Consider the following 24,362-nt stretch of genomic DNA (forward strand, 5'->3'; position numbering starts at 1 on the left):
TTTCATCTCCGCTATGCGCTCAAGCCAGGAGCAGAACGATCACCATGCCCCAGATGGTCAGTAACGTGTTGCTGACGGCGTAGGTGACGGTATAGCCGAGGCCGGGAATCTGGCTTTTGGCGCGTTCTGTGATCATACCGAGCGCTGCTGTCGTCGTACGGGCGCCGGCGATACATCCGAACAGGATCGCCGGATCGAAGCGGAACAGATATTTCCCCACATAGATGCCGATGAGGAGGGGAATCGTCGTGACGACAATGCCCCAGAGGAAAAGGCTGAGGCCAAGCTGTTGGATGCCTGCGACAAAACTAGGCCCTGACGAGATGCCGACAACGGCGATGAAGACGTTGAGGCCGACGGAATTCATGAACCAGACGGTGGATGATGGAATGCGGCCGAAGGTCGGATGGATGGAGCGCAGCCATCCGAAGAACAATCCGGAGATCAACGCGCCGCCGGAGGTCGACAATGTGATCGGCACGCCGCTGATCTTGAAAACAAGTGCGCCCACCAACGCACCAATTGTGATGGCCGCTCCGATGAAGGCGACATCGGCGATGTCGGTCGGACGGTCGGCATAGCCGATTGCCTTTGCCGCAGCATCCGTGTCTTGCGTGCGTCCGACGATTGTCAGAATGTCGCCGCGGTAAATCTTGGTGTCACCGAGGATAGGGATTTCTGTTGCCGTTGCGCCCCGTGTGATCTTGCGCAGAAAGACACCGCGCGCGGTCGGCCATTGGGAGAGTTCATGCAAGGTCATGCCATCCGCTTCGCGGTTGGTGACGTAGACGTCGACACCTCCTGCCGGAACGGCGAGGAGCTCGGGATCGTCTACCTCATCCGCCCGAGCGACTTCGACACCGCTTGGGAGTTTGAGCATCCCATTGTCCGCTGCCACGATACCGCCTGGGGCGCCGGTTGGTGGCGGCGAAACGAGATCGACGAGCACGTCTCGTCGTCCGGCGACGGCGACAGTATCTCCTGCCTGCAGGATCATGTTCTCCGTCGCGTCCTGAATCTTGCCATCGCGCCGAATGCGTTCAATGAAAATCCGTTCATCGGGGATCAGGCTTTCGACTTCGTGGACGGATTTGCCGACGACGACTCCGTTCTCGCGAACGCGAAATGCGCGCAGCTCGAAACGGTGCCACGCACTTGCCGCGCCGCCCAATTCCCGCTTGCCTCCGTGCTCTGCCTCATAGCGCTTACATTCGGCGGCGAGATCGACGCCCAGAAGCGCAGGGCCGATAAGCGCGAGGATGACCGCGGAGCCGATAGTTCCGAAGATGTAAGTTACGGCGTAGGCAACGGGTATGGCGTCGAGGAGTTGCTTGGTTTGGTCCGCTGGAAGACCAAGACGGTTGATGGCATCGGTTGCAAGGCCCATCGAGGCCGAGATCGTCGTCGCGCCCGCATAAAGACCGGCTGCGGATCCCAGATCATAGCCGACAAATCTGGCGGCGATATACGCTACACCGAGGCAGAGAATGCAGATGACGACGGCGAACATCGCTTGTGGCAGGCCATCATGTGCGATACCGCGCACGAATTGCGGCCCGACGCTGTAACCGATGGCGAACAGGAACATCAGGAAGAAGACGGACTTCACAGTTGGCGACACCGTGATGCCGATTTGTCCGATGAGGATCGCCGCCAGCAAAGTCGCGGTGACTGCACCGAGGCCCAGTCCCTTGAACGTGAAAGCGCCCACATAATAACCGATGGCGAGCGACAGGAAGATTGCGATTTCCGGGTAGGTCCGAAGCGTTTGGAAGAACCATTCGATCATCGCGTCGCTCCTTGAGGCTCGCCGTCACTGAGCGTGAGCAGGCAGCTGTTGAGGATATGAGACCTGTGTATGAACCCGATTGCGCGTGCTTATCGACAGCGAGAAAGGATGACTTGCGTGCAGCCTTACTCTTCTCATTTCGCCGGTTCCTTCGCGCCTTCCTTTCCTACTGGGAAAGTGGTGGCAGAGGCACCTTGACCTTTCGAGAAGCGATAGGCTTCCACGTAAGCCGCAGCGATGGAGCGGACCATGCGTCCGATATCGTCATAGACATCGTCAGGAAGGTTCGCGAAGGAGACGCGGACAGACCAGTCCGGCGCCTCGAACCCGCCGCCGTTCAAGAGGACGAGCGCGTGTTCACGGGCAAGACGAAAAACGATATCGAGCGGGTGATAGTGCTGTCTGACGAACGCCGCGACATCCTCGCCCAAATATTTCTTGAGCCAGAATTCGAAATCGATGAGTCCGTAATAGGCCGCATAAAGCGGGTTCGTACCGGTTTTTGGGTCGACCCCTAAGCCTTCCACGGTCGCAGCGGCGCGCCTGTGACAGATCTCCATGGTCGCCTTGCGATAGGTTTCGTCCTTGTCCAACATCTGGAACAGCGAGAACAAGGTCATCTGCACTTGCTGCGGCAGCGAGAGGCCCGCCGTATGGTTCAGCGCGACATCGCGGCTATCGGCGACCATGCGGTCGATGAACTTCATCTCAGCTGGTTTCAGAGTAAGCGAGCCGTATCGCTTGTTGAGCTGATCGGTGACATCTTTCGGATGTTTCTTGATCATCTCGTCGATGATGTTGTCCTCATGGAGAGCGATCACTCCTAGCCGCCAGCCGGTGCAGCCGAAATACTTTGAGTATGAATAGACGCCGATGGTGTTGCGCGGCAGTTCCGCCATGAGAGAACGGAAATTCGGAACGAACGTGCCGTAGACATCATCCGTCAGAATGAGCAGATCCGGCCGCTTCTCCTTCACAAGCTTTACAATCTTCTGACTGACTTCCGGCATGATCGCTGCCGAGCTAGGATTGCCAGGATTGACCAGGAAGAATGCTTTGACCTTTGGGTCCTCAAGCTTCTTCAACTCCTCATCGGAATACTGGAAGAGAATTTCCTGCGGCGCTCTTATGGAAACGACGTTGAATTCGTAGTCATTGAGGTGCGGAATTTCGAGATAGGGCGTGAAGATCGGTGTGCCGAGCGCGATGGTGTCGCCCTTGTGCAGAATGTGGTTCTGGATGAGCGACTTGAAGGTGTAGCACATGGCCGCCGTGCCGCCTTCTACTGCGAAGAGATCGAATTGACCGCCCGGTGGTTTGCTGTCGCACATCGCCCAGATCAAATACTCATGCACGATCTTCTCCGCATGACGTAGCATGCGATCCGGGACGGGGTAGTTGTCGCCTACGATTGAATCGACAAGCTCGTGCACAAAGGCATCCGGCTCGAATCCAAACCGCGAGACGGCCAGAGGAACCATCGCCGTGAGCATATCCGCGCCGGGAGTGTCGTGATGTGACTTCAGGAATTGTTCGAGACGACCCGCAACGCCGGCAGGTTGCGGCATGCCACCCATATTGGGCTTGTTCATGACGCGCCTGCTCTCTTCCATCGCGAATTGCCCGAGAAGGAAGAAAGCGTCCCGCGGGGTCGTGGACACCCAATTGGGGTTGCCGCGCCCGGCATTGAGCATCACCAGGGCTGCCTTCTTCGAGCTGTCTTTTGCAAGCTCGATCAGCTTGTCCTTGATCTCGAAGGGGCTGAGCTTTTCATAGGCTTCAAATGAAGGAACCGAGATATCGTTCATGAGAAGTCTCCGATCCAAAGCGCGAGTATGTGAAGCTAATCTTTGGCGCAAAGGCCTCGGCGGCCATCAGGTCATACCCTGAGTTGGCGTGATATCTTTCTGATCATCCAGTCAGTTTTTTCCCTGAGGGAGCGCTTTTTCTCGGCATCGGGAGGATCCCGGTGCGTCTCAGGACTCGCCGCCTGTGCCAATCGAGACTTCTACCAGTGCTCATGCCCCTTCGATGCGGCTACAGTTGAGGCACATGGAAATCTGGAGATTGATGCTCATGCTGCCATTGTCGCATCGCATGGCTGCGCTTTTGGGAGGTCAACCCGATCCATTGTTGGTGAGCCGCTTTTCCCACCTTAACAATAACCGCCTTCTTCGCATTCTGATCGCGGCCGAGTTCCCGGTCGTCCGTTGCGGTCTCAGAGCAATCATCGAGGGACAGGATGAGTGGCAGGTTGTCGGCGAAGTGGCGAAGGCGACTGAGCTTCTGGATGTGGCAACCGCAACGGAACCCGATATCGTGATTTTTGATCCTTCCTCAGCTTCCTCCGAGACGATAGAGGCGATCCGCGCATTGCGCGTGAGGCTCAAAGCCGAGGTGTTGATCTTTAGCGCTCGCAGTGAAGAGGGAGCCATTCGCGCGATGGTAGGCGCGGGGGCGCGGGGTTACGTCCTGAAGGCCGATAGCGGAGAGCATCTTTTGGCAGCTATCGGTGCGCTCGCGCAACATCGCACCTATTTCACGTGGCGCGTGTCGGCGGCTCTGATCAACGCCTTCGGTATGATCGTGCCGGATCCGGGTATTGCGACAAGCGCGCACATCATCGTGCCCCGAAAATGAAGCGCATAAAGCTGGACGGGTGAGATCCAGCATCGCGTGATCGTGACGCCAGGACCGGACGTGAGCCGGCTCTTAGTCCTTTGGAACCTGTCGTGCATCCTGGGCAGTCTGGAGGCAGGTGATCACTTCGACATAGCTTGGGGATCCGCCAGTGCTTGTTTCCGCGACACACCGTGCTCTGTCGCTGGCAGGGAAACTCGTCCACTTACGTTTCAATTCATCCTGGGCTGCGGTTTCGTCTTTCATGCAGGCGTCCACGCTGCCGGTTTCAGGATCAAGCTTCATCGCCGCCTTGCAGCTTTGCTCCACCGCGAGGTGTGGCGGCCCATCTGCTGCCGGCAGCACAAGCTGACTGGCAAGAAAGAGAATAGGGGCGAAATTCATAGCGGTTGAACCTCAAGTGCCATGCGGAAGCTTGGCAACTCATCGCGAATATTCCGCAAGGAAGTTTGCGAATTGGCCACACGGTCTTCATCGGCTCATCATCGAGTGAGGCCGGTATCGTATTTCTAGGGAGAGGTTCGATATTTTCCACTAGCCGGCGAAGGAAGCGGCTTTGGAGGAGGTCGAAATCTCAGAGTTTTTTCCGCTGAGGTCCAAATGAACCAGAGCCGGAGCACGCTATCGAGGTACGCTGAGTGGCCTCCGCGCGGAGTTGGCGCTCGTTTTCGTGGTATTGGCGATGGATTGGCGAGGTTGAGTCAATTTGACCGAGGGTGGAGGTGCGACGGATTCGGCCTGGAAAACGCCGGGAGCCTTGGCCGATTCACAACCCGTCAGCGCGAAAGAACCCAGGATCACGATACAAGCAGTGGCGACACGACGCATCTTCATCTCCGTTGTCTGAGACGAGAAACTATGTGGCAAGGTTCGAAAGTCGAGACTGCCAAGCTTGGACAATGCTAAAATTGAGTCCCCGTGACCAGAGCATGATCAGAACAAGTGGAAACCGGTTGTTCGCCCGGATCATGCGGCATCAAAAGAATCGAGAGTTTGATCACGTTTCAATCTGAAACGATCAAACTCTACGCTTCCGGCAGGATGGGCGGTTCGATGTCCTGCGTTCGGCGGGTTGCGCGATGTTCCAGGAACATGAGGGCAAGGCCCGCCACGCAGATGATAGCCGCGCCGACGAGCGTCCAGAACTGCACGATGTCTCCAAAGGCCAGATAACCGAGCACGATCGCCCAAACGATGAGCGTGTATTGATACGGCGCGACGATAGAGGCCGGGGCCAGTTTCAATGACCGGTTCACGCAGGCATGGCCTGCCATGGAAACGATACCGAGCAGGAAGAGGCTCGCGAGATCGAGGAGACTGGGCTTTACCCAGTTGAAGGGCGCGGTGAAGCAGCCGAAGACAAGCGCCCCCAGGATCTGGCCGAGCACGAGTGTCGCATCTGGCGTATCCCGCAATTTGCGGGTCGCGATCATCAGAAGTGCATAAAAGAGACTACCGGCGAGCGCGATCAGCGCGGGTAGGCCGAAGGTCTCGCCCGAGGGGCGCAGAGAGATCAGCACACCGACGAAGCCGATTGCGATGGTCAGGGTGCGGCCCCAATCCAGCCGCTCTCCGAGCCAAAGGAAGGCGAAGGCCGCCACATAGATCGGAGCGGCGAGATAATAGGTCATCACGTCCGCAAGCGGCAGGTACGTGACCGCCCAGTAGAAACAGGCGACCTCCAGCGTGGAACAGAGAATCCGCAAGCCGTGAAAGCTGGGCCTAGGCGGCAGGCGCAGCGGAACGCCCTGCTTTTTCATGATCGGAAACAGAACGGCGAGAGCGGCGATGCTGCGAATGAGGAGAAGCTGGCCGACCGAGTAGGTCGCCACGAGCCATTTCCCCATGACGTCGTTGACGGCGAACAGAAACGTTCCGAACAGCATGAGGGCGATGCCCATGAGCGCCGTGGAGCGGAACGTCGAGGTACGAGAAAAAACGGAAGACGCCATGAAAAACCTGCCTAAAGATGCGGCAGTCATGGGTGAATCCTATGCGATTCACAAGCGATCCAGGTGGGACGCTGCGTTTCGCTGCACGCGGGCTCGCTGATATGGTCAGTGCGCCAAGAGAACCGGGATGGTCGCGCTCGCCAAAATGTGGCTCGTCGCCCCACCGAAGAACATCTGACGCAGGCGGCTTTGGGTATAGGCGCCCTTGATCAGCAGATCGCATCCAAGGGCTGCCGCTTCCGTGAGGATCGTTTCGCCCGGCTTATTCTGCGGATCTGTCGCTGTGATGGCCTCGGCCGCTATGTCGTGATTGCGTAAAGCGCGAGCGAGGTCCGCTCCCGATGGACCGGTCGTCCCCCAGTCTTCGAGTTCGAGAACAACCACGCGCTGAGCCTTGGCGAGAAGGGGCATCGATGCGGCGACAGCGCGCGCCGTTTCTGTACTGCGGTTCCAGGCAATCACCGCCGTTTGATCAAAGCTGCGTGGCGCCTTGGGAGGAGCGATCAGGACGGGACGGCCCGTCTCGAAGAGCGCGGCCTCGACTGTCGCCAGCCGCGTTTGCCCGTCCGAGCTGTCCGGCCGCCCGAGAACGGTGATGTCGAATATCCGGCCGTAGGAGCCCACATCCGCGTCGTCCATGAGACCATCCTGCCGCCAGCCGAAAGTCGGCCCAGGCGCGCCCTGCGCCCCGCGTGGGATGCCCTTCGACAGCATGAGCCCCTCGAACCTCTCACGGCATGCCTTCGCGATGTCCGCCCGGCTTTCCGGCGTGTAGGGGGAGGGCACGCCGATGGCGATATCGACGGGCAAGACGACGGGATATTCCGAAGTCACCGCCATGCCTTCGATATAGCTACCGAAGGTGCGCGCAAGCAGGATAGCGGTCTCGAGTGCGGGCTCGACGACGCCGTGGTCCTCGACGGGGATGAGTATATTCTTCATCTCTCTAATCTTGTCCGTTCCGCGGCGTCCGGCAAGACCGATCTCGTCTGCGAGCTCACGATTCTTTTGGAGGGGCCCAGATGAATTCGTCTTCCTGCGCGATCGCATTCCCGACCCATTTTGTAGCAATGTAACGAGATCGAGGCTGCCGTCAGGAAATCTTGATCTCGCTCTTCTTCCAGGTGACCTCGGGATACGAGGGGTTCATCTCTTCCAGTGTCGTCTTGACAATGGAGGCGACGATCGCATCGCGAACCCATTTCTTATCGGCCGGAATGACGTGCCAAGGAGCCCACGGGGTCGAGCAGCGGTGCAGCATGGTTTCATACGCATCCTGAAACTCATCCCAATGCTCACGATCCTTGAGGTCGCCGGGATTGAATTTCCACCTCTTGGCCGGATCGTCGACACGCTCCTGCAATCGCACTTTCTGCTCATCTTTGGAAACGTGCAGCATGAATTTCAGAATGACGGTGCCGTTTTCCGTCAGCATTTTCTCGAAGGCGTTGATCTGGTCGTAGCGCTGCTCGATCACGTCCTTCGGCGCGAGGCGGTGTACTTTCGCGACGAGCACATCCTCGTATTGCGAACGGTTGAAGATGCCGACCATTCCGCGGCGGGGGGCCACCATATGCACGCGCCAGAGAAAATCGTGCGAGAGTTCCTCTTCGCTCGGCTGCCTGAACGCGGTGACGGCGACGCCAAGTGGACTCGTCTCGCTGAACACGGAGGTGATGGTGCCGTCCTTGCCCGCCGTATCGGTCCCCTGAAGGACGACCAGCAAGGCCCGTTTATTCTCGGCGTAGAGACGGTCCTGAAGCTTGTTGATGTCCTTCGCGAAGACTTCCGTTGCAGCCTTCGCGACATCCTTGTCGGGATAGATCGATTCTTCCCTGGCGTCCTGATCGCGCAGCTTCACGCGATCACCGGGTTTGACCCGAAATTTCTTGATGAGAGCCTGCATGTCGGACATAGCGGTCGTTCCTCAAAAATTCCCCTCGAACAATAGGGCCGTGCTGCATCACGGCCAACCCGCCACTTTCGGAGAAACCTGCTTTACGGCGGGACAGACTCGACATACCACCATGAAAACACCGAATGCCGAGGGAAACGATGCTTGCGCTCTACTACTATCCTGGGAATGCTAATCTGCTGCCGCACATGATTCTGCGGGAAGCAGGTGCTTCCTTTGAATTGCGTTTCGTAGATCAGCCCAACCGGGCGCAGAAGAGCCCCGAATACCTGAAGCTCAACCCGAATGGGCGCATTCCCGTGCTCGTCGATGGGGATCTCGTTCTTTTCGAGACGGCGGCAATCGCTCTTCATCTTTGCGACAAGTTTCCAGAAGCGGGACTTGCTCCCACCCTCGGAACTCCGGAGCGTGCAGCGTTCTACAAGTGGATGATGCATCTGACCAACACGCCGCAGGCCGAGTATCGCGCGTGGTTCTATCCTCATGAACATACGGTCGATGAGGGCGCGGTCGAAGGCGTTAAGCAGAAAGCCGGTGAGCGCCTCAATGCCATGTTCGATGTGATTTCCGCGCAACTCGGCGACAAGACATGGTTGCTCGGGGACAACTTCTCCGCAGCCGATCTGTTTCTCTTGATGCTCATCCGGTGGGGCCGCGCGATGCCCCGTCCACCTCGGACGATTCCCAACCTTCAAGGTCTCGCGGAGCGTGTTCTGGCGCGTCCGGCCGTGCAGAAGACATTCGAGATCGAAGGGCTCAAAGCGCCGTTCATTTAGAGCGCTTCGGCCCCTTCGTTGAGATGTTGAGATCAGGCAAGGTCTGCGCGACCTTGCCGATTTCCATCCAGGGGTCTTCCCGACGTAAAGATTTCAGACGTCTGGGCAGCGTCTGGATGGTGAAGGCGTCGGGCTTCATGCGCGGCGTCAATTCGCTCCAGGCGATCGGCGTGGCGACAGGCGCTCCTGGCCTTGCGCGGGGCGAGTAGGGCACAATCGCGGTCGCGCTGCGATTGTTGCGCAGGTAGTCGATGAAGATCCTGCCGCCTCGTTCTTTCTTGGCCAATACGGCGGTGTAGCGCTCCGGCTCGTCCTCCGCCATGGTTCGCGCCATGGCACGGGCGAAGGCCGATGTTTCCTCCCAACCTGCCTTGGGCGTCAGCGGCACGACCACGTGAAGTCCCTTGCCGCCGGTGAGTTTCAGAAAACTCTCGAGACCGAGGAGGCGCAGGCGTTCGCGTAAGGTGCGCACGGCATCGATCATGCGCTTCCATTCGACGCCATCGCCGGGATCGAAATCGAAGGTCAGGCGGTCGGGGCGTTCGATGTCGGTGATCGTCGCGCCCCAGGTGTGGAGTTCCAGTGCGCTCGCTTGCACAAGAGCGATCACGCCGCGAATGTCCTTGACGAACACCACTTCCTCTTCGCCATCCTTGTCCGGCACGGTGGTGCGATGAACCGCGTCATCGATGCCGTCCCAGGCATGGCGCTGCACGAAACATTTCTCTCCCGTACCGGAGGGACAACGCACCAATGTCAGCGGCCGGCCGACGATGTGGGGGAGGATCCAATCCGCGATGCCGAGATAGTATTCGGCGAGTTCTTGCTTGGTGAGGCCCTGATCCTCCCAGAGGATGCGGTCCGGGTGAGTGAGTGAAACTCCGGCGATCTTGGTCGGGGCGTTCTTCATTTTCCTGTCTGAAGCCTTTGTTTCGATGCTCGACAGCTTGCTCGGTTTGTCCCGCACGACGTCTTGCGGCTTCTTGTCTTCGCGCAAGCCCTTGAAGGCGGCGTGCCGGACATGCCCGTCCGCCGTCCATCCGTGAAATGCGATCTGGCAGACGAGCTTGGGTTTGACCCAGACGACGCCGCGACGTTGCAAGGTCGTGAGTTCCTTGACGAACGGCAGTGTCTTGACAGCGAGCGGCTTCACGCGCGTGAAGAGATCGCGGGCGATGTCTGCGGTATACCCGGTGCCTGAGCGTCCGGCGTAAGTCAGCTTGCCCTTGTCGTAATAGCCGAGCACGAGAGAGCCGATGGCATTTCTTGTCGCATTGGAAGGCACGTAACCGACGACGACGAATTCCGCGTCCTTGGTGCATTTGATCTTGACCCAATCCGCATTGCGGCCCGAGCGATAGGGGAGATTGGTGCGTTTCGAGACAATGCCCTCCAACCCTTGAGCGCAAATATTGTCCTTCACGCGTCCGCCATTCCCGATGATGTGATCGCTATAACGCAGCGTGGATGGGTTCTTCTGACGTGATAGAAATTGCGCGAGTGCTTTCTTTCTCTCGATGAGCGGGAGCGGCCTCAGATCGCGACCATCGAGATAGAGCAGATCGAAGACTTGAAAGATTGCCGTATCCGCAGCGCCTTTGTTGGTGCGTGAAAGTGCTTGTTGCAGTGCCGAGAAGTCGGAGTGGCCCTGTTCGTTTTCGACGATGGCCTCACCATCGAGGATCGCGGTCTCGACGGGTATGTCTGCGATGGCTTTCGCAATTCCCGGGAAGCGTTTCGTCCAATCGAGCCCGTTTCGTGTGAGAAGCTTCACTTCGCCATCTGAAAGAAAGGCGATGAGGCGATAACCATCCCATTTGATTTCGTGGAGCCAGCTCGCGCCGTTGGGAGCGCGTGTCACGAGGGTTGCAAGACAGGGCTCGATAGAATCCGGCATCGGGTCCACGATACCCCTTCGCGCTTGCTTTGCTCCGCGGAGAGGCCGGTCTCGTGACGCTTTCGCCTTTTGAGGGGCACGCTTGCGGGGTTTCGCTTTCCCTCCCTTCGCGATCTCGTCGAGGGAGCGGCCCGTCAAGACGGATAGCGGTTCTTCGTCCAGAAGATCGGGCTTGTTGCCCGGACGGGCGTAGTCGTCGTCGCCCTTGATGAGAAGCCATGGAATCTGGCGCTCGCGGGGCTTGGCGTGCATGCGCACGAGGTGCCAATGCCCTTTGAGCTTCTCGCCATCGAGCATGAAGCTCAGATGCCCCTTGGCGAGGCCTTTGTGCGGATCATGATCAGGCTGCCAAGTGCCCCGATCCCACAGCATGACGGTACCGGCACCATACTGGCCTTCCGGGATCGTCCCTTCAAAGCCGCCGTAATCGAGCGGGTGATCTTCGACTTCGATGGCGAGGCGCTTGTCCTCGGGATCGAGAGACGGGCCTCTCGTGACGGCCCAGCTTTTCAGAACGCCGTCGAGTTCGAGCCGAAAATCGTAGTGCAGACGCGTTGCGTCGTGCTCCTGCACGACAAAGGACGCGCCTTGCAGCGTCGAGGCCTTGCCTGAAGGCTCGGAGGTTTGGGTGAAGTCGCGTTTGGCGCGATAGGCTGCGAGCTTTGCCATGGCGCAGAGTCAATCCGCGCCATGGTCAGGAGTTCCAAGCTCAGGAGGCGAGGGAGGCAGGAGCGGCGTCAGCCTCTTGCTGGCTCAGGAAGGCCGCCGCGATGAGATCGCGGGTATAGTCCTCCTTCGGCCGGTCGAAAATCTCCTGCGCCGTGCCGCGCTCCACGACCTTGCCGCTCTTCATCACCATGATCTCATCGGAGAGTGCGCGCACCACCGCGAGGTCGTGGCTGATGAAGACATAGGCGAGGCCGTGGGCTTTCTGCAGGTCGCGCAACAGATCGACGATTTCCTTCTGTACCGAGCGGTCGAGCGCCGAAGTCGGCTCGTCGAGCACGACGAGCTTCGGGTGCAGGATCATGGCGCGTGCAATCGCGATGCGCTGGCGCTGGCCGCCCGAAAACTCGTGCGGGAAGCGATTGCGCCATGCCGGCTCGAGACGCACTTCCTCGAAGGCCTGAGCCGCGCGGCGATCGCGATCTTTACGCGAGATGTGCGGTTCGTGCACGAGAAGGCCCTCGGTCACGATCTCGCCCGCCGTCATGCGCGGCGACAGCGAGCCGAAGGGGTCCTGAAACACGAGTTGCAGTTGACGCCGCAAGGGGCGCATGCCCGCGCGGTCGAGGGGCATCAGGTTGCGATCCTCGAACCGAACCATGCCGCTTGCGGGCAGAAGTCGAAGGATCGCACGGCCGAGGGTCGATTTGCCCGAGCCGGATTCCCCGACGACGCCGACGGTTTCACCCGCCCGCACCGAAAGACTCACGTTGTCGACGGCACGAAGGATATGGCTCGTGCGTCCGAAGAAGCCGCCCTTTGTCGCGAAGTTCACCTCAATGTTCTTGGCATCGAGAATCATGGGCGCGTCGGCAGGCGCAGGCTCCTTGCGTCCACGCGGCTCGGCATCGATCAGCATCTTCGTGTAGGGATGCTTGGGCGACGCGAAGAGGGCGGAGGTCTCGCCGCTTTCCACCACCTGCCCGCTCTTCATGACGTAGGTGCGGGTCGCAAAGCGACGCACCACGCCGAGATCGTGGGTGATGAAGACGATGGACATGCCGAGGCGCTTCTGAAGATCGGCCAGAAGCTCGAGGATGCGCGCCTGCACCGTCACGTCGAGAGCTGTCGTCGGCTCGTCGGCGATCAGAACGTCGGGGTTGTTGGCAAGCGCCATGGCGATCATGACGCGCTGACGTTGGCCGCCCGACATTTCGTGCGGGTAGGAATCGATGCGCCGTTGCGGATCGGGAATGCGCACGAGTTCCAGAAGTTCGATGGCGCGCTTGCGCGCCTCTGCCTTGCTCAAGCCGCCATGAGTGGTGAGCGGGAGAGCCAGCTGATCGCCGATCCGGTAGAGCGGATCGAGCGAGGTCATCGGCTCCTGGAAGATCATGGTGAGCTTCGAGCCGCGATAGCGGTTGAGCTTGTCCGGGGACAGCCCGACCAGTTCGTCGCCCCGGTATTTCACCGAGCCCTCGGCCCAGCCGTTCGAGGCGAGAAGCCCCATGACGGACATCATGGTCTGGCTTTTGCCGGAACCGGATTCACCAACGATGGCGACGGTCTCGCCGGCATTGATGTCGATATCGACGCCTTTGACGGCCTGCAGAATGCCGTCGCCGGTGCGGAAGCGGACTTGAAGGCCGCGGATGGCAAGAACGGGTTCCGTCATCTCAGCGGTCCTTCGGATCGAGAGCGTCGCGCAGGCCGTCGCCGATGAAGTTCAGGCAGAACAGGATCGCGACCAGCGTGATGGAGGGATAGAGAAGCATCCAGGTGGCGCCCTGAATGTTCTTGGCGCCCTCGGAGATCAGCACGCCGAGAGAAGTGTTGGGCTCCTGAACACCAAGACCGAGGAACGAGAGGAAGCTTTCGAGCAGGATCACCTTCGGCACGAGCAGCGTCATGTAAACGACGACCGGTCCGAGGGTGTTCGGGATGACGTGACGACGGATGATGCCCCTCGTCTCGACGCCCAGGGCCTCGGCGGCCTGCACGTATTCCTGCCGCTTGATCGACAAAGTCTGGCCGCGCACGATGCGGGCCATGTCGAGCCACTCGACGGCGCCGACCGCGATGAACATCAGCACGAAGTTCCGGCCGAAAAACACCACCAGCATGATCACGAAGAAGATGAACGGCAGCGAATAGAGCACATCCACCGCGCGCATCATCACGAGGTCCGTGCGGCCTCCGAGATAGCCTGATGTCGCGCCGTAGATGACCCCCATGACGATGGCAACGAAAGTCGCCAGCAGCCCAATGGCCAGCGAGATCTGCCCGGCTTTCATGGTGCGGGTCAGAAGATCGCGTCCGTTGGTGTCGGTTCCGAAGAAGAAGTAGTTGCGTTTGATCGGGACATCCACCACGAGGTGTTTGCCTTCATCGCTCTTCTCGGAAACCTTCGCAGCTCCGAAAAGATCCGAGCGCTCGAAATAGGCGAGAAGCCGCTCGTCGATGGGGCGTGGACTGACAAGGGTTACGCTGATCTTGTCGCCTTCGACCACGACGTTCTCGGCCTTGGCGCGGACACGCGCGGCAACGCGTTCCACGTTCGGCTCGATCATGTCGGGAGTAGGATAGGCCGTCGCACTCGCGGCAACCTTCACATAGTCCGGATAGACCTTGTCGAAGGGGTGCCCCGTGAAAAATGGCCCGAAAATGCAGGCGAGCGCGATGAAAGCCAGCACGAAGACACTGGTGAGCGCGGCCTTGTTGCGTACGAGACGTCCGCGCGCCTCCGCCCAGAGAGAGCGGCCGACGACGGGGTCTTTCAGGACTTCGGCGGGAAGAACGGCGCCTTCAGCCATGGCGGGCCTCAATCGTAACGGATGCGCGGATCGATAATCGCGTAGAGGATATCGACCACGAGGTTGAACAGGAGCACGAAGACTGCGACCACGACGACCGTGCCCATGACGAGCGTATAGTCACGGTTCAACGCGCCTTCGACGAAGTAACGGCCGATCCCGGGAAGACCGAAGATGGTCTCGACGACCACGGAACCCGTCAGGAGAGCGGCCGCTGCCGGACCAAGATAGGAGATGACGGGCAAAGCCGCCCCGCGTAAAGCATGCTTGACGACGGTCATTGATGGCAAGCCGAGGGAGCGCAGGGTCCGGATATGGTTCGAGCGCAGGTTTTCGATCATCGCCGCGCGGGTCATGCGCGCCACCACCGCGATCTGCGGCAGGGCCAGCACGATCACGGGCATGACGAGGTTGAGCGGTGCGCCATTGTTCCAGCCGGCGATGGGTAGCCAGACGAGTATGAGGCCGAAGACGATCTGGAAGACCGGGGCGACCACGAAATTCGGGATCGTCAGGCCCAACGCGCCCATGCCGGTGACGACATAGTCGATGGCGCTGTTCTGGCGAAGTGCCGCGATAGCGCCGAACGTTCCACCGACGAAAATGGCGAGCAGCAAAGCGAGACCGCCCAGCGTCATCGACACCGGCAATCCTTGCGCGAACAGTTCTCTCACGGTGAAGTCGCGCAGAATGAACGAAGGGCCGAAGTCGCCGCGCGCGACGGCGCTCAGATACAGCCAGTATTGTTGGATCAGCGGCTTATCGAGCTGATAGATCTTGTTGAGGTTTTCCATCACCTTGGCCTCGAGGGGGCGTTCGAGATCGAACGGGCCGCCGGGCGCGAGGCGAATGAGGAAGAACGCGATTGTGACGATCACCAATAGCGTCGGGATTGCCGACAAAAGTCGACGCAGAATGTACGAGAGCACGCGAATGCCTCCATGCTCAGGACAGCAAAAAACAAAAAGGGGTGGCCCGCCAGAGACGAGCCACCCCGTTGCTTAAAGCTTATTGGTCCTTCGACAGGAAGCGCGACGGATAGACGCCGCGAGTGTTGTGGATGTAGCCATGGATCTTCGGCGAGATCAAATTGCTCTTGCCGTAGTACATGACCGGGATCCAGGGCATGTCCTTCATGGTGATGGCCTCGGCCTTCTTCATGAGGTCGGCGCGCTTCTTCAGATCAAGCTCGGTCGCGGCCTGCTTCAGAAGGGCGTCGTACTCCGGGTTGTTGTACTTGCCGTAGTTGAAGCCCTTGTTGTCGCTCAGGAGCAGGAACAGGAAGACGTTCGGATCCGAGTAGTCGGCAATCCAGCCGTAGCGGGCCACGTCGAAGTCGCCGCCGTCGCGCAGGTGTGCGAAGTGGGTCTTGCCATCGGTGTTGATGAACGAGGTCTCGACGCCGATCTGCTTCCACTGCTCGGCCACGGCAACGACCGTGTTGCGGTTGTTGTCGCTGGTGTTGTAGCGGATCTCGACCTTCAGCGGCTTGCCGGGGCCGAAACCGGCTTCCTTGAGAAGGGCCTTAGCCTTTTCTTCGCGATCGATCGGCGAGGCGTCCTTGAAGTCTGCGTAGGCAGGCTCGCCGTAATTGCCCAGTCCTGGGGGCATGAACGAGTAGCCGGGCTGCATGGTCTGGCCCCAGATCTGCTCGGAGATGAACTCGCGGTCCACGCCCATCGAGAGCGCCTGGCGGACGCGCACGTCATTGAAGGGCGCCTTGGACGAGTTGATCACCAGATACCAGGTACCGAGATACGGACCGAGCTTGACCTGATCCTTGAATTTTTCCTTCAGGGCCTTGGTCTGATCCGCCGGGATATCGTCGGTCGTGTCGAGCTGACCGGCTTCGTAGCGACGCACCATCGCCGCGAAGTCGGACGTGGGGTAGTACATGACGGTGTCGAGCTTGACGTCCTTCGCACCATAATAGTTCTCGTTCTTCACGAGCTTGATGTGCGAGTTGGGCACAGACTCGGCGAGCTTGAAAGCGCCGTTCGAGACGAGGTTGCCCGGCTTCACGAAGTCCTTGCCGAACTTCTCGACCGAACCCGGATGAACCGGAAGACTGGTTTGGTGCGTCAGCAACTCGATGAAATACGGGGTCGCCGCCTCGAGCTTGATTTCGAGCGTCTTGTCGTCGATCGCCTTGACGCCGAGTTCCTCAACTTTCGCCTGACCCTTGTTGATCTTCTCGGCGTTCAGGATCGGGTAGAGGATGTTCGCATACTTGGCGCCCGTTTCCGGGTTCATGATGCGGCGGTAGGAGAACACGAAGTCCGACGCCTTCACCGGGTCGCCGTTCGACCACTTGATGCCGTCACGGAGCTTGAAAGTGTAGGTCTTGCCGTCGGCGCTGATGTCCCACTTCTCGGCCTGGCCGGGAATGGCTTCGCCCTTGGCGTTGTAGGTCACGAGGCCTTCGAGCATGTCGCGCAGGATGTGCGCTTCCTGAACGGTCGAGGTCTTGTGCGTGTCGAGCGTTTCCGGCTCGCCGGAATTAGCACGGTTGTAAATGACTTCCGCCGACGCGGCACCCATGAGGGCCACGGTCGCAACGGATGCGAGTGCGATGCGTTTCAACCAGGATGACATTTTACTCGTCCCCTTTCTGATTTTGGAAGGTTTGTCAGGCTATTTCAGGAACAGCTTTTGCCAAGCGTGACCTGATATCATTAGTTGTCCACTGACAGCCTCCTGTCCAGAGGTGCCCGTGAATTAGGCATTGATGAACGCGAAATTTTATTTCGCGTCAAGCCCCGGCATCGAAGACGAGACCAACTGCCCCGATCCCCGCTACCGCCGCCTTCTCGTCGTTGTCCGACGTATCTCCGGAAATGCCGACTGCGCCGAGGATTGCGCCCGACGCGTCCTTGATTAGAACGCCACCTGGAACGGGGACCAACTGGCCTCCGACCACGTGGGAAGCGGCTGCGACAAAATAGGGGCGGTCCACAGCCATCTGGTGGAGCGCCCGCGATCCGACGCCGAGCGCCAGAGCACCATAGGCCTTGCCCATCGCGATTTCCGCGCGCTTCAGACTCGTTCCGTCCTCGGAGGCGAGCGCTTTGATAGCCCCACGCGCATCGTAGACGACAACGGACAGGGGCTTGAACGACATTTCCCGGGCCGTTTTGATGGCCATCTCGACGATGGATTGAGCCGTCTTGAGATCGAGAACGGACATTGAAAACTCCTGAAGCTGATTTTGATTAAAGACTATTGTTCCGCGATATGACCCATTCGAAAGCCTAGATTCGGTTTCGTGGGCGCGGATTTTCCGTGCCGGACTTCGATCTACCGCGTGACGGTATCGCGCTGGGCCAACCAGGTCGCCACCGCCTTGCGCTCATCGAGCGTCATCTCGGTGATGTTGTTCGGCGGCATGGCGTGGGTCAGCACGCTTTGAATGCGGATGGCGCTCGCGTGCTGCGCGATGGCCTCCGGCGTGTCGAGGTGCACGCCCTTCGGAGCTACGGGAATGCCCTCCCAGACCGGCTCGGCCGCATGGCACATGGAGCAGCGCGATTGAATGGCGAGGACGGCCTCGTCGAAGGCGGCGGCCATGGTGGCGGGCGTGGCGTCTTTCGGCGCCTCCGCCATATTGGCAATACCGGGCTTACCGATGATCGAGAGCCAGATCGCAATCGCCACGCAAGCTGCGGCGACGCCCCATGTCCACCAGGGAGAGCCCTTGCCGGCATGCTGTGAGTTGAAGAAGTGGCGCACGACCGCGCCCGCGATCACGATGAGCCCGATGATCCCGACCGCATATTTCGACGACCACGCCAGCGGATAGTGGTTCGACAGCATGAGGAAGAGGACAGGTAGCGTCAGGTAGTTGTTGTGGGTCGAGCGCTGCTTCGCCTGCTTGCCTAAAGCCGGGTTCGGCGCTTCTCCGGCCAGAAGGGAGGCGACAACTTTCTTCTGGTTCGGAATGATCACGAGAAAGACGCTCGCCGACATCCAGGTCGCGATCATCGCGCCTGTATGCAGAAAGGCGGCGCGCCCGTTGAAGACATGCGTGAAGCCGTAGGCCGCGAGCAGAATGTAAGCGAATAACATGACGCCGAGAGCGACATCGTTCTTGCCGAGCGGGGAACGGCAGAGCCCGTCATAGACGAGCCAGCTCACGGCAAGCGCACCGATGCTTATGGCGGAAGCCTGCCACGGCGCCATCGGCAGGATCTCGGGATTGATCGTGTAGAGGTCTGCTTGCAGGTAGTAGACCCAGACCAGCAGAAAGAAGCCGGAAATCCAGGTGGCGTAGCTTTCCCACTTGAACCAGGTGAGTTCCTTGGGCAATTCCGGCGGCGCAACAAGATACTTGCGCATGTTGTAGAAGCCGCCGCCGTGAACTTGCCAGGCCTCGCCGCCGACACCCTCCGGCAACCCTTCGCGCTTCTTCAGGCTCAGATCGAGATGAATGAAGTAAAAGGATGAGCCAATCCAGGCAATCGCTGTGATGACGTGGATCCAGCGGGCGATCTGGCTGATCCATTCGGAGATTTGCGGGTCGATCATGAACTCTTCAATGGCAGATTAAACATCCAGCCTAGGATGGCCCGAAGCGTTCCGAAAGAGCCCCCGTGCGGCTTTTTCAACAGGGAGATTGAGAAGGCCATTCTAACCGGCCGTTTTGAAATGATCCTCCGTCATTCCGGGACCGCGTCAGCGGGGCCCGGAACCCATAACCACAACCGTTTCAGAACGGAAAGCACCGGGCTGGGTTGTGTCTCATCCTGAGTTGCCGGCGGCTCTGGGTTCCGGGCTCGCCTGCGGCGCCCCGGAATGACGGTGCTGAAAAACAGTTCTAAAGCCTGCTGTTACGACAGCCTTGACGTGCAGAGGTCGCAAGAAGAGATTCCCTCTATTCACTCCAAGGAAACTTCGCCAAGGAAATCTCATGGGACGGTTGTCCACCCACATTCTCGACACGAGCAACGGCAGACCGGCGAAGAGCGTGCGGATCGAGCTTTTTGCGCTTGATGGCGACAAAAGGCACGCGGTCGCGACCGAAATGACGAATGCCGACGGGCGGACGGATGCTCCGCTCATGACCGGCGCGACGTTTCGGACCGGTACGTTCGAGCTTCTATTTCATGTCGGCGCGTATTTCCGCTCCCTGGGGACGCCGCTTTCCGATCCGCCGTTTCTCGATGTGGTCCCGATCCGCTTCTCTATTGCGGAGGCGGATGGGCATTATCACGTCCCGCTTCTCGTCTCCCCCTGGAGCTATTCCACCTACCGTGGCAGTTGAGTATGGCCGATAAGTCCTACCCTCGCGATCTCATCGGCTACGGCCGCAATCCGCCGCATCCGCACTGGCCGAACAAGGCCCGGATCTGCGTGCAGTTCGTCGTCAATTACGAGGAGGGTGGCGAGAACAACATCCTGCACGGTGACAGGGCCTCCGAGGCCTTCCTGTCCGAAATGGTGGGAGCCGCACCTTGGCTCGGGCAGCGGCACATGAGCATGGAGTCGATCTACGAATACGGCTCCCGCGTCGGCTTCTGGCGGCTGTGGCGCATGTTCACCGAGCGCTCCATGCCGGTGACGGTGTATGGCGTTGCGACCGCCTTGGCGCGCAATCCCGAGGCCGTCGCCGCCATGAAGGAGGCGGATTGGGAGATCGCGAGCCATGGGCTCAAATGGATCGACTACAAGGACTTCTCGGCGGAAGAGGAGCGGGCGCATCTGAAGGAGGCGATCCGCATTCACACCGAGGTGACGGGCGAGCGGCCTTCAGGGTGGTATACGGGACGGACCTCCGAGAACACGATCCGGCTTGTGGCGGAGGAGGGTGGCTTTCTCTATTGCGCCGATTCCTACGCCGACGAGTTGCCCTACTGGATCGAAGGGGCCAAGGGCCCGCAACTGATCGTGCCCTATACGCTCGACGCCAACGACATGCGCTTCGGCACGCCGCAGGGCTTCAATTCGGGCGATCAGTTCTATGCCTATCTGAAGGACAGCTTCGACACCCTCTACGTGGAAGGCGCGACTGCTCCGAAGATGCTGTCGGTGGGCCTGCATTGCCGTCTTGTCGGTCGCCCGGGCAGAGCTGCGGCTTTGGCACGTTTCCTCGACTACGTCGCTTCCCATGACGATGTATGGGTCGCCAAACGCATCGATATCGCCCGGCACTGGATCAGGAACCACAAGCCCGCCGATCTTAAGCCCAGCACGATGACCAAGGCCCTTTTCGTCGAAGCGTTCGGCGACATCTTCGAGCATTCGGCCTGGATTGCGGAGCGCGTCTATGATGCCGGATTGACGACGGGGCAGGATACCGCCGAGGGGCTTCACGCCGCGATGGTCCACGTGCTGTCGGAGGCGACGAAAAGCCAGAAGCTGGCGCTGATCCGCGCTCACCCTGATCTTGCGGGGCGATTGAAGCTCGCCGAGCTCACAGACGATTCCCAACGCGAGCAGGCATCGGCGGGGCTCGATAGCCTGTCTGCGGAAGAGCGGGATCGTTTTCTCGCTTTGAACGACGCCTACAAGCAGAAATTCGGTTTTCCCTTCATCATGGCTGTGAAGGGGCGCTCGAAGGGCGAGATCCTCTCCGCCTTTGAAGAGCGGGTGAAACACGACGAGGAGTACGAATTCGAGACCGCGATCGTCCAGATCGAACTGATCGCGCTTCTGCGCCTGAAGGATCGCCTGCCGTCGCTGGCCGATATCTTCTCGTCTATTGGATAGAGGCTGATCAGAACTAGTGGTTTCTTTCGTCATTCCGGGGCCGCGTCAGCGGAGCCCGGAACCCATAACCGCAAGCGTTTCAGAATAGGAAGAAACGGATGAATTGCATTTCATCCGGAGCCGCTGACGGTTCTGGGTTCCGGGTTCGCCTGCGGCGCCGCGGAATGACGGTGAAAAAGCGCTAAGCGATTTCCACACGACCTTTAGGCTCTAGGAACGGGAACCTGACACCTCTCTCCGGCGTCTTCCCCAAGCTTTACCGCTCTGCCGGTTAAGCCTGAAACGAGGAGAGGCAATCATGGGTCTGTTCAAGTTCATCAAGGATGCCGGCGCGAAACTGTTTGGTGGCAGCGCCGAGGCGGCCACAGCCGATCACCTCCAGAAAGAGGTTGAAAAGAACGGCTTCGATGCGACGAAGCTCAATATTCAGGTCGATGGCGACAAGGTGAAACTTTCCGGCCAGGCCCTGACCCAGGAGGAAGCCGAGAAAATCATCCTGTCCCTCGGCAACACCTATGGCGTGGCCGAGGTCGATACAGCGGGTCTTCAGGTTCAAAAACCGGCCGCCGAGGCTGTCATGTACACGGTCGTCAAAGGCGATACGCTTTGGGCGATTGCCGAGAAGCATTACGGCAAAGGGCAGGGGACCAAGTATACGGAGATCGTGAAGGCCAATTCGCCGCCGGTGAAAAACCCTGACATGATTCAGCCCGGCTGGGTTCTGCGCATTCCCGCCCTGGTTTGACGGGTTGCCGCTTCCCCGCCGGCGCCGGTATGGTCCCTCGCCATTCGGGAGAAGTGTCATGAGTGAAATTCGCGCCGTCGTCGATCTCGACCGCGAAGCCGTCAAGCAAGGTCTGCATGACGGCTCAATTCTCGTTGTCGATGTCCGCGAGCCGGACGAATACGCGGCCGGGCATATCCCCGGCGCGATTTCGAATCCGCTCTCGGCCTTCGATCCGTCGCTCCTGCCGAAAGACCAGCGGATCGTGTTTTCCTGCGCGGCCGGCGTCCGCTCTCTCCGCGCGCTCGCCTTTGCGCAGGCGTTCGGGCTGGATGTCCGTGAGCACTATAAGGGCGGTTTCAAGGACTGGATCATGTCGGGCGAACCCGTGGAACGGTAAGGGGTCGCTTCAATCACATAGATTTGTTCTAAGGTGGGCTGTCAGGGCCGGTGAGGTGTGTAAGATACGGCCTAGGTCCATGGCGGTGTAAAATCCGCGATCCCTGTCCAGAGGAAGAAAATAGATGAAGCGCAGTTTCCTTGTCGCCGGCCTCGTCACGCTTGGTATTTCCGCAGCGATTGCGCAAAGCAATCCGATCGAGCAACGCCAGGGCCTCATGAAGCAATTCGGCTCTCATGTTAAAACCACGTCGGCCATGCTGAAGGGGCAGGCACCTTTCGATTTGGCACAGGTTCAGGCCGCTCTCGAGACGTTCTCCAAGAGTGCGAAGCAGGCCCCCGCCTTGTTCCCCGATTCGTCGAAAACCGGCGAAAAGACCGAGGCTCTCCCGGTCATCTGGGAAAACAAGTCTGCCTTCGAATCGAATTTTTCGCAGTTCGATAAGGATGCCCAGACCGCTCTCGCGTCCATCAAGGATGAAACGAGCTTCAAGGCTGAGTTTCCGAAGGTCCTGCAGAATTGCGGGACCTGCCACAAGACGTTCCGCAAAAGCTGAGCGTAAGGTTCTTCGGGCGGCGCGAGCCGCCCGATTCATCTTTTGAGAGTGCGAGTATGAGAAAAGCGCTGGCAGCGTTGCTGGTCCTGGCGGTGCTTGGTGTCGTGGGATTTTTCCTGCTGACGGCCCCGGCGGCTTGGGCATTCCTGCGCGGTGACAGTGGGATGTCGGAGATCGTTCCCGCCGCAGGCCATGCGATCAACCTCGAGAATGGTCGAACACTCTTCTATGCTGGCGGCTGCTCATCCTGCCATGCCGTTCCCGATCAGGACGACAAGACGCGACTCGGCGGGGGGCTCGCCCTCAAGTCGCCGTTCGGGACGTTCCACGTTCCGAACATTTCCCCAGACAGGAACGACGGCATCGGCTCCTGGAGCACGGCTGATTTCATCCGCGCCATGCGGGAGGGTGTGTCTCCGGACGGGCGACATTACTATCCTGCCTTCCCCTACGCCTCTTATCAGCGGATGAGCGTCGGCGATCTGGCCGATCTTTTCGGGTTCCTCCAGACATTACCGGCCGTCCAAGGGCGCGCACCCGATCACGAGCTGCCGTTCCCGTTCAACATCCGCCGGGGCCTCGGGCTTTGGAAGCTGGCGTTCCTCGATGGACGTCCCTTCATGCCGGATGCCGCAAAATCGCCGGCCTGGAATCGCGGGGCCTATCTGATCAATGGCCCCGGCCATTGCGCGGAGTGTCACAGTGAGCGCAACTTCGTCGGCGCGATCGTCGAAGACCGGCGGTTCGCGGGCGGTCCCGATCCGGAGGGCGGTCGAGGCACCGTTCCGAACATCACGCCCGATCCCAAGGGAATCGGTGGCTGGACGAAGGACGAACTGACGACTCTGTTCAAGACAGGCGAGACTCCGAGCTTCGATACGGTTGGAGGAGCGATGGCGCCCGTCGTTCGCAATACCGCGCACCTGTCCGATGCGGACCGCGAGGCCATGGCGGAATATCTCCTGACGCTCGTACCGCGCGCGAGTGTGAAGCGGCCCTAATCTTTCCTGCCGCTAGCTGTTTGATCTCAAGTTTTGATGGTGCGATCTTTTCAGTAGCATGGAAGGAGGCACTATGGGCTAGGTTTGCACATCTGCACGAAAGGTGTTTTCAAAACCACAGGCTGTGAAGCTTTTGCCCTGTCGATCATAACCATGAGATCATGTTGATCATCCCGGAACTAGGATGCAACAATGTGGCTCCTTGCATGATCGCGATGGTAAAATGCGCTTACGCAAGATAATACACGTTTTAGTTGATATGGACCCCCTGCAACCTAAAGTATTGGTTGAGTGCGAGTCAGTTTTCGCGGCCGCTTCGCGGGATAGTTAACGGGACAGTCTCACATTTCTTTAGAAAGAGACCCCGATAGCGCCGGAATGCCCCTGCGCATGCTTAAATTCCTTAGGGGAATAACAAGGTCTCGCTGTAGAACCACGCTGGCCTTTAGCTTCAGAAAATAATCCCGAACGCGATATTCCCCAGCATCACCTCCCTGAATGGAGAGCTGTCAGCTGAGCCGGTTTGTC

At 59.4% G+C, this 24,362-nt stretch carries 22 protein-coding genes; 9 read left to right on the top strand and 13 right to left on the bottom strand.

Annotation, left to right across the window (positions count from 1 at the left end):
* Positions 1-19: 19 nt before the first annotated feature.
* On the bottom strand, positions 20-1,789 hold the full coding sequence (locus tag AB4072_RS08135) for an aspartate-alanine antiporter family protein (RefSeq protein ID WP_441966962.1): 1,770 nt from the start codon (positions 1,787-1,789) through the stop codon (positions 20-22).
* Positions 1,790-1,923: 134 nt separating this feature from the next.
* Complete coding sequence (locus AB4072_RS08140; RefSeq protein WP_441966964.1) at positions 1,924-3,597, bottom strand: bifunctional aspartate transaminase/aspartate 4-decarboxylase; 1,674 nt, start codon at positions 3,595-3,597, stop codon at positions 1,924-1,926.
* 268 nt (positions 3,598-3,865) lie between these two features.
* Here AB4072_RS08140 and AB4072_RS08145 point away from each other — a divergent pair, with 268 nt between their 5' ends.
* Entirely contained in the window at positions 3,866-4,429 is a 564-nt protein-coding gene (locus tag AB4072_RS08145; RefSeq protein ID WP_441966966.1) for a response regulator, read from the top strand.
* 72 nt (positions 4,430-4,501) lie between these two features.
* Here AB4072_RS08145 and AB4072_RS08150 read toward each other — a convergent pair whose 3' ends face one another.
* The 4 genes from AB4072_RS08150 to AB4072_RS08165 all read right to left on the bottom strand — a co-directional run bounded on the left by AB4072_RS08150 (position 4,502) and on the right by AB4072_RS08165 (position 8,296).
* Positions 4,502-4,813: a hypothetical protein gene (locus AB4072_RS08150; protein WP_441966968.1), complete on the bottom strand. Its 312-nt coding sequence runs from the start codon at positions 4,811-4,813 to the stop codon at positions 4,502-4,504.
* Positions 4,814-5,454: 641 nt separating this feature from the next.
* Positions 5,455-6,381: a DMT family transporter gene (locus AB4072_RS08155; RefSeq protein WP_441966970.1), complete on the bottom strand. Its 927-nt coding sequence runs from the start codon at positions 6,379-6,381 to the stop codon at positions 5,455-5,457.
* 105 nt (positions 6,382-6,486) lie between these two features.
* Positions 6,487-7,323, bottom strand: a complete 837-nt coding sequence (locus AB4072_RS08160) for a universal stress protein (protein ID WP_441966972.1) — start codon at positions 7,321-7,323, stop codon at positions 6,487-6,489.
* A gap of 151 nt (positions 7,324-7,474) precedes the next feature.
* On the bottom strand, positions 7,475-8,296 hold the full coding sequence (locus AB4072_RS08165) for a polyphosphate kinase 2 family protein (protein WP_441966974.1): 822 nt from the start codon (positions 8,294-8,296) through the stop codon (positions 7,475-7,477).
* 125 nt (positions 8,297-8,421) lie between these two features.
* Between AB4072_RS08165 and AB4072_RS08170 the strand changes: the two genes are divergently transcribed.
* Positions 8,422-9,072 (top strand): glutathione S-transferase family protein, encoded by a 651-nt coding sequence (locus AB4072_RS08170; RefSeq protein ID WP_441966975.1) that lies wholly within the window; start codon positions 8,422-8,424, stop codon positions 9,070-9,072.
* On the opposite strand, the gene ligD is transcribed toward AB4072_RS08170, so the two are convergent.
* The 7 genes from ligD to AB4072_RS08205 all read right to left on the bottom strand — a co-directional run bounded on the left by ligD (position 9,065) and on the right by AB4072_RS08205 (position 18,972).
* Entirely contained in the window at positions 9,065-11,638 is a 2,574-nt protein-coding gene (gene ligD / locus AB4072_RS08175; protein WP_441966977.1) for a DNA ligase D, read from the bottom strand. The genes AB4072_RS08170 and ligD overlap by 8 nt on opposite strands.
* A gap of 40 nt (positions 11,639-11,678) precedes the next feature.
* On the bottom strand, positions 11,679-13,310 hold the full coding sequence (locus tag AB4072_RS08180; RefSeq protein WP_441966978.1) for an ABC transporter ATP-binding protein: 1,632 nt from the start codon (positions 13,308-13,310) through the stop codon (positions 11,679-11,681).
* A gap of 1 nt (position 13,311) precedes the next feature.
* Positions 13,312-14,448, bottom strand: a complete 1,137-nt coding sequence (locus AB4072_RS08185) for an ABC transporter permease subunit (protein WP_441966979.1) — start codon at positions 14,446-14,448, stop codon at positions 13,312-13,314.
* Between the two features lie 8 nt (positions 14,449-14,456).
* Positions 14,457-15,377, bottom strand: a complete 921-nt coding sequence (locus AB4072_RS08190) for an ABC transporter permease subunit (RefSeq protein ID WP_441966981.1) — start codon at positions 15,375-15,377, stop codon at positions 14,457-14,459.
* 79 nt (positions 15,378-15,456) lie between these two features.
* A complete protein-coding gene (locus AB4072_RS08195) occupies positions 15,457-17,043 on the bottom strand; it encodes a peptide ABC transporter substrate-binding protein (RefSeq protein ID WP_441966982.1) in 1,587 nt (528 codons plus the stop codon).
* Between the two features lie 157 nt (positions 17,044-17,200).
* A complete protein-coding gene (locus tag AB4072_RS08200; protein WP_441966984.1) occupies positions 17,201-17,635 on the bottom strand; it encodes a GlcG/HbpS family heme-binding protein in 435 nt (144 codons plus the stop codon).
* Positions 17,636-17,745: 110 nt separating this feature from the next.
* On the bottom strand, positions 17,746-18,972 hold the full coding sequence (locus AB4072_RS08205; protein ID WP_441966986.1) for a urate hydroxylase PuuD: 1,227 nt from the start codon (positions 18,970-18,972) through the stop codon (positions 17,746-17,748).
* 382 nt (positions 18,973-19,354) lie between these two features.
* On the opposite strand from AB4072_RS08205, the gene uraH reads away from it, so the two are divergent.
* The 7 genes from uraH to AB4072_RS08240 all read left to right on the top strand — a co-directional run bounded on the left by uraH (position 19,355) and on the right by AB4072_RS08240 (position 23,834).
* Positions 19,355-19,708 (top strand): hydroxyisourate hydrolase, encoded by a 354-nt coding sequence (gene uraH, locus AB4072_RS08210; protein ID WP_441966988.1) that lies wholly within the window; start codon positions 19,355-19,357, stop codon positions 19,706-19,708.
* Positions 19,709-19,710: 2 nt separating this feature from the next.
* Positions 19,711-21,153, top strand: a complete 1,443-nt coding sequence (gene puuE / locus AB4072_RS08215) for an allantoinase PuuE (protein ID WP_441966990.1) — start codon at positions 19,711-19,713, stop codon at positions 21,151-21,153.
* A gap of 102 nt (positions 21,154-21,255) precedes the next feature.
* Positions 21,256-21,321, top strand: a complete 66-nt coding sequence (locus AB4072_RS08220) for a PEP-CTERM sorting domain-containing protein (protein WP_441967274.1) — start codon at positions 21,256-21,258, stop codon at positions 21,319-21,321.
* A 130-nt stretch (positions 21,322-21,451) separates the two neighbouring features.
* Positions 21,452-21,898, top strand: a complete 447-nt coding sequence (gene lysM, locus AB4072_RS08225; RefSeq protein WP_441966991.1) for a peptidoglycan-binding protein LysM — start codon at positions 21,452-21,454, stop codon at positions 21,896-21,898.
* Positions 21,899-21,956: 58 nt separating this feature from the next.
* Positions 21,957-22,277, top strand: a complete 321-nt coding sequence (locus tag AB4072_RS08230; protein WP_441966993.1) for a rhodanese-like domain-containing protein — start codon at positions 21,957-21,959, stop codon at positions 22,275-22,277.
* Positions 22,278-22,401: 124 nt separating this feature from the next.
* The gene (locus AB4072_RS08235; protein ID WP_441966995.1) at positions 22,402-22,833 is read left to right on the top strand and encodes a c-type cytochrome; all 432 of its coding nucleotides are present in this window, start codon (positions 22,402-22,404) and stop codon (positions 22,831-22,833) included.
* A gap of 56 nt (positions 22,834-22,889) precedes the next feature.
* Positions 22,890-23,834 carry a c-type cytochrome gene (locus tag AB4072_RS08240; protein WP_441966997.1) on the top strand — a complete coding sequence of 315 codons (945 nt, stop codon included), beginning with the start codon at positions 22,890-22,892 and terminating at the stop codon, positions 23,832-23,834.
* Positions 23,835-24,362 lie beyond the last annotated feature (528 nt).

It is taken from the genome of Microvirga sp. 2MCAF38 (genome assembly GCF_052115485.1).
GTDB lineage: Bacteria > Pseudomonadota > Alphaproteobacteria > Rhizobiales > Beijerinckiaceae > Microvirga.

Coding starts and splice junctions, on each gene's coding strand:
- AB4072_RS08235 (WP_441966995.1), top strand. CDS start 22,402: ATGAAGCGCAGTTTCCTTGTCGCCGGCCTCGTCACGCTTGGTATTTCC.
- AB4072_RS08205 (WP_441966986.1), bottom strand. CDS start 18,972: ATGATCGACCCGCAAATCTCCGAATGGATCAGCCAGATCGCCCGCTGG.
- AB4072_RS08165 (WP_441966974.1), bottom strand. CDS start 8,296: ATGTCCGACATGCAGGCTCTCATCAAGAAATTTCGGGTCAAACCCGGT.
- AB4072_RS08200 (WP_441966984.1), bottom strand. CDS start 17,635: ATGTCCGTTCTCGATCTCAAGACGGCTCAATCCATCGTCGAGATGGCC.
- uraH (WP_441966988.1), top strand. CDS start 19,355: ATGGGACGGTTGTCCACCCACATTCTCGACACGAGCAACGGCAGACCG.
- AB4072_RS08180 (WP_441966978.1), bottom strand. CDS start 13,310: ATGACGGAACCCGTTCTTGCCATCCGCGGCCTTCAAGTCCGCTTCCGC.
- AB4072_RS08170 (WP_441966975.1), top strand. CDS start 8,422: ATGCCGAGGGAAACGATGCTTGCGCTCTACTACTATCCTGGGAATGCT.
- AB4072_RS08155 (WP_441966970.1), bottom strand. CDS start 6,381: ATGGCGTCTTCCGTTTTTTCTCGTACCTCGACGTTCCGCTCCACGGCG.
- AB4072_RS08145 (WP_441966966.1), top strand. CDS start 3,866: ATGCTGCCATTGTCGCATCGCATGGCTGCGCTTTTGGGAGGTCAACCC.
- AB4072_RS08185 (WP_441966979.1), bottom strand. CDS start 14,448: ATGGCTGAAGGCGCCGTTCTTCCCGCCGAAGTCCTGAAAGACCCCGTC.
- lysM (WP_441966991.1), top strand. CDS start 21,452: ATGGGTCTGTTCAAGTTCATCAAGGATGCCGGCGCGAAACTGTTTGGT.
- AB4072_RS08230 (WP_441966993.1), top strand. CDS start 21,957: ATGAGTGAAATTCGCGCCGTCGTCGATCTCGACCGCGAAGCCGTCAAG.
- AB4072_RS08150 (WP_441966968.1), bottom strand. CDS start 4,813: ATGAATTTCGCCCCTATTCTCTTTCTTGCCAGTCAGCTTGTGCTGCCG.
- puuE (WP_441966990.1), top strand. CDS start 19,711: ATGGCCGATAAGTCCTACCCTCGCGATCTCATCGGCTACGGCCGCAAT.
- AB4072_RS08195 (WP_441966982.1), bottom strand. CDS start 17,043: ATGTCATCCTGGTTGAAACGCATCGCACTCGCATCCGTTGCGACCGTG.
- AB4072_RS08160 (WP_441966972.1), bottom strand. CDS start 7,323: ATGAAGAATATACTCATCCCCGTCGAGGACCACGGCGTCGTCGAGCCC.
- ligD (WP_441966977.1), bottom strand. CDS start 11,638: ATGGCAAAGCTCGCAGCCTATCGCGCCAAACGCGACTTCACCCAAACC.
- AB4072_RS08135 (WP_441966962.1), bottom strand. CDS start 1,789: ATGATCGAATGGTTCTTCCAAACGCTTCGGACCTACCCGGAAATCGCA.
- AB4072_RS08140 (WP_441966964.1), bottom strand. CDS start 3,597: ATGAACGATATCTCGGTTCCTTCATTTGAAGCCTATGAAAAGCTCAGC.
- AB4072_RS08240 (WP_441966997.1), top strand. CDS start 22,890: ATGAGAAAAGCGCTGGCAGCGTTGCTGGTCCTGGCGGTGCTTGGTGTC.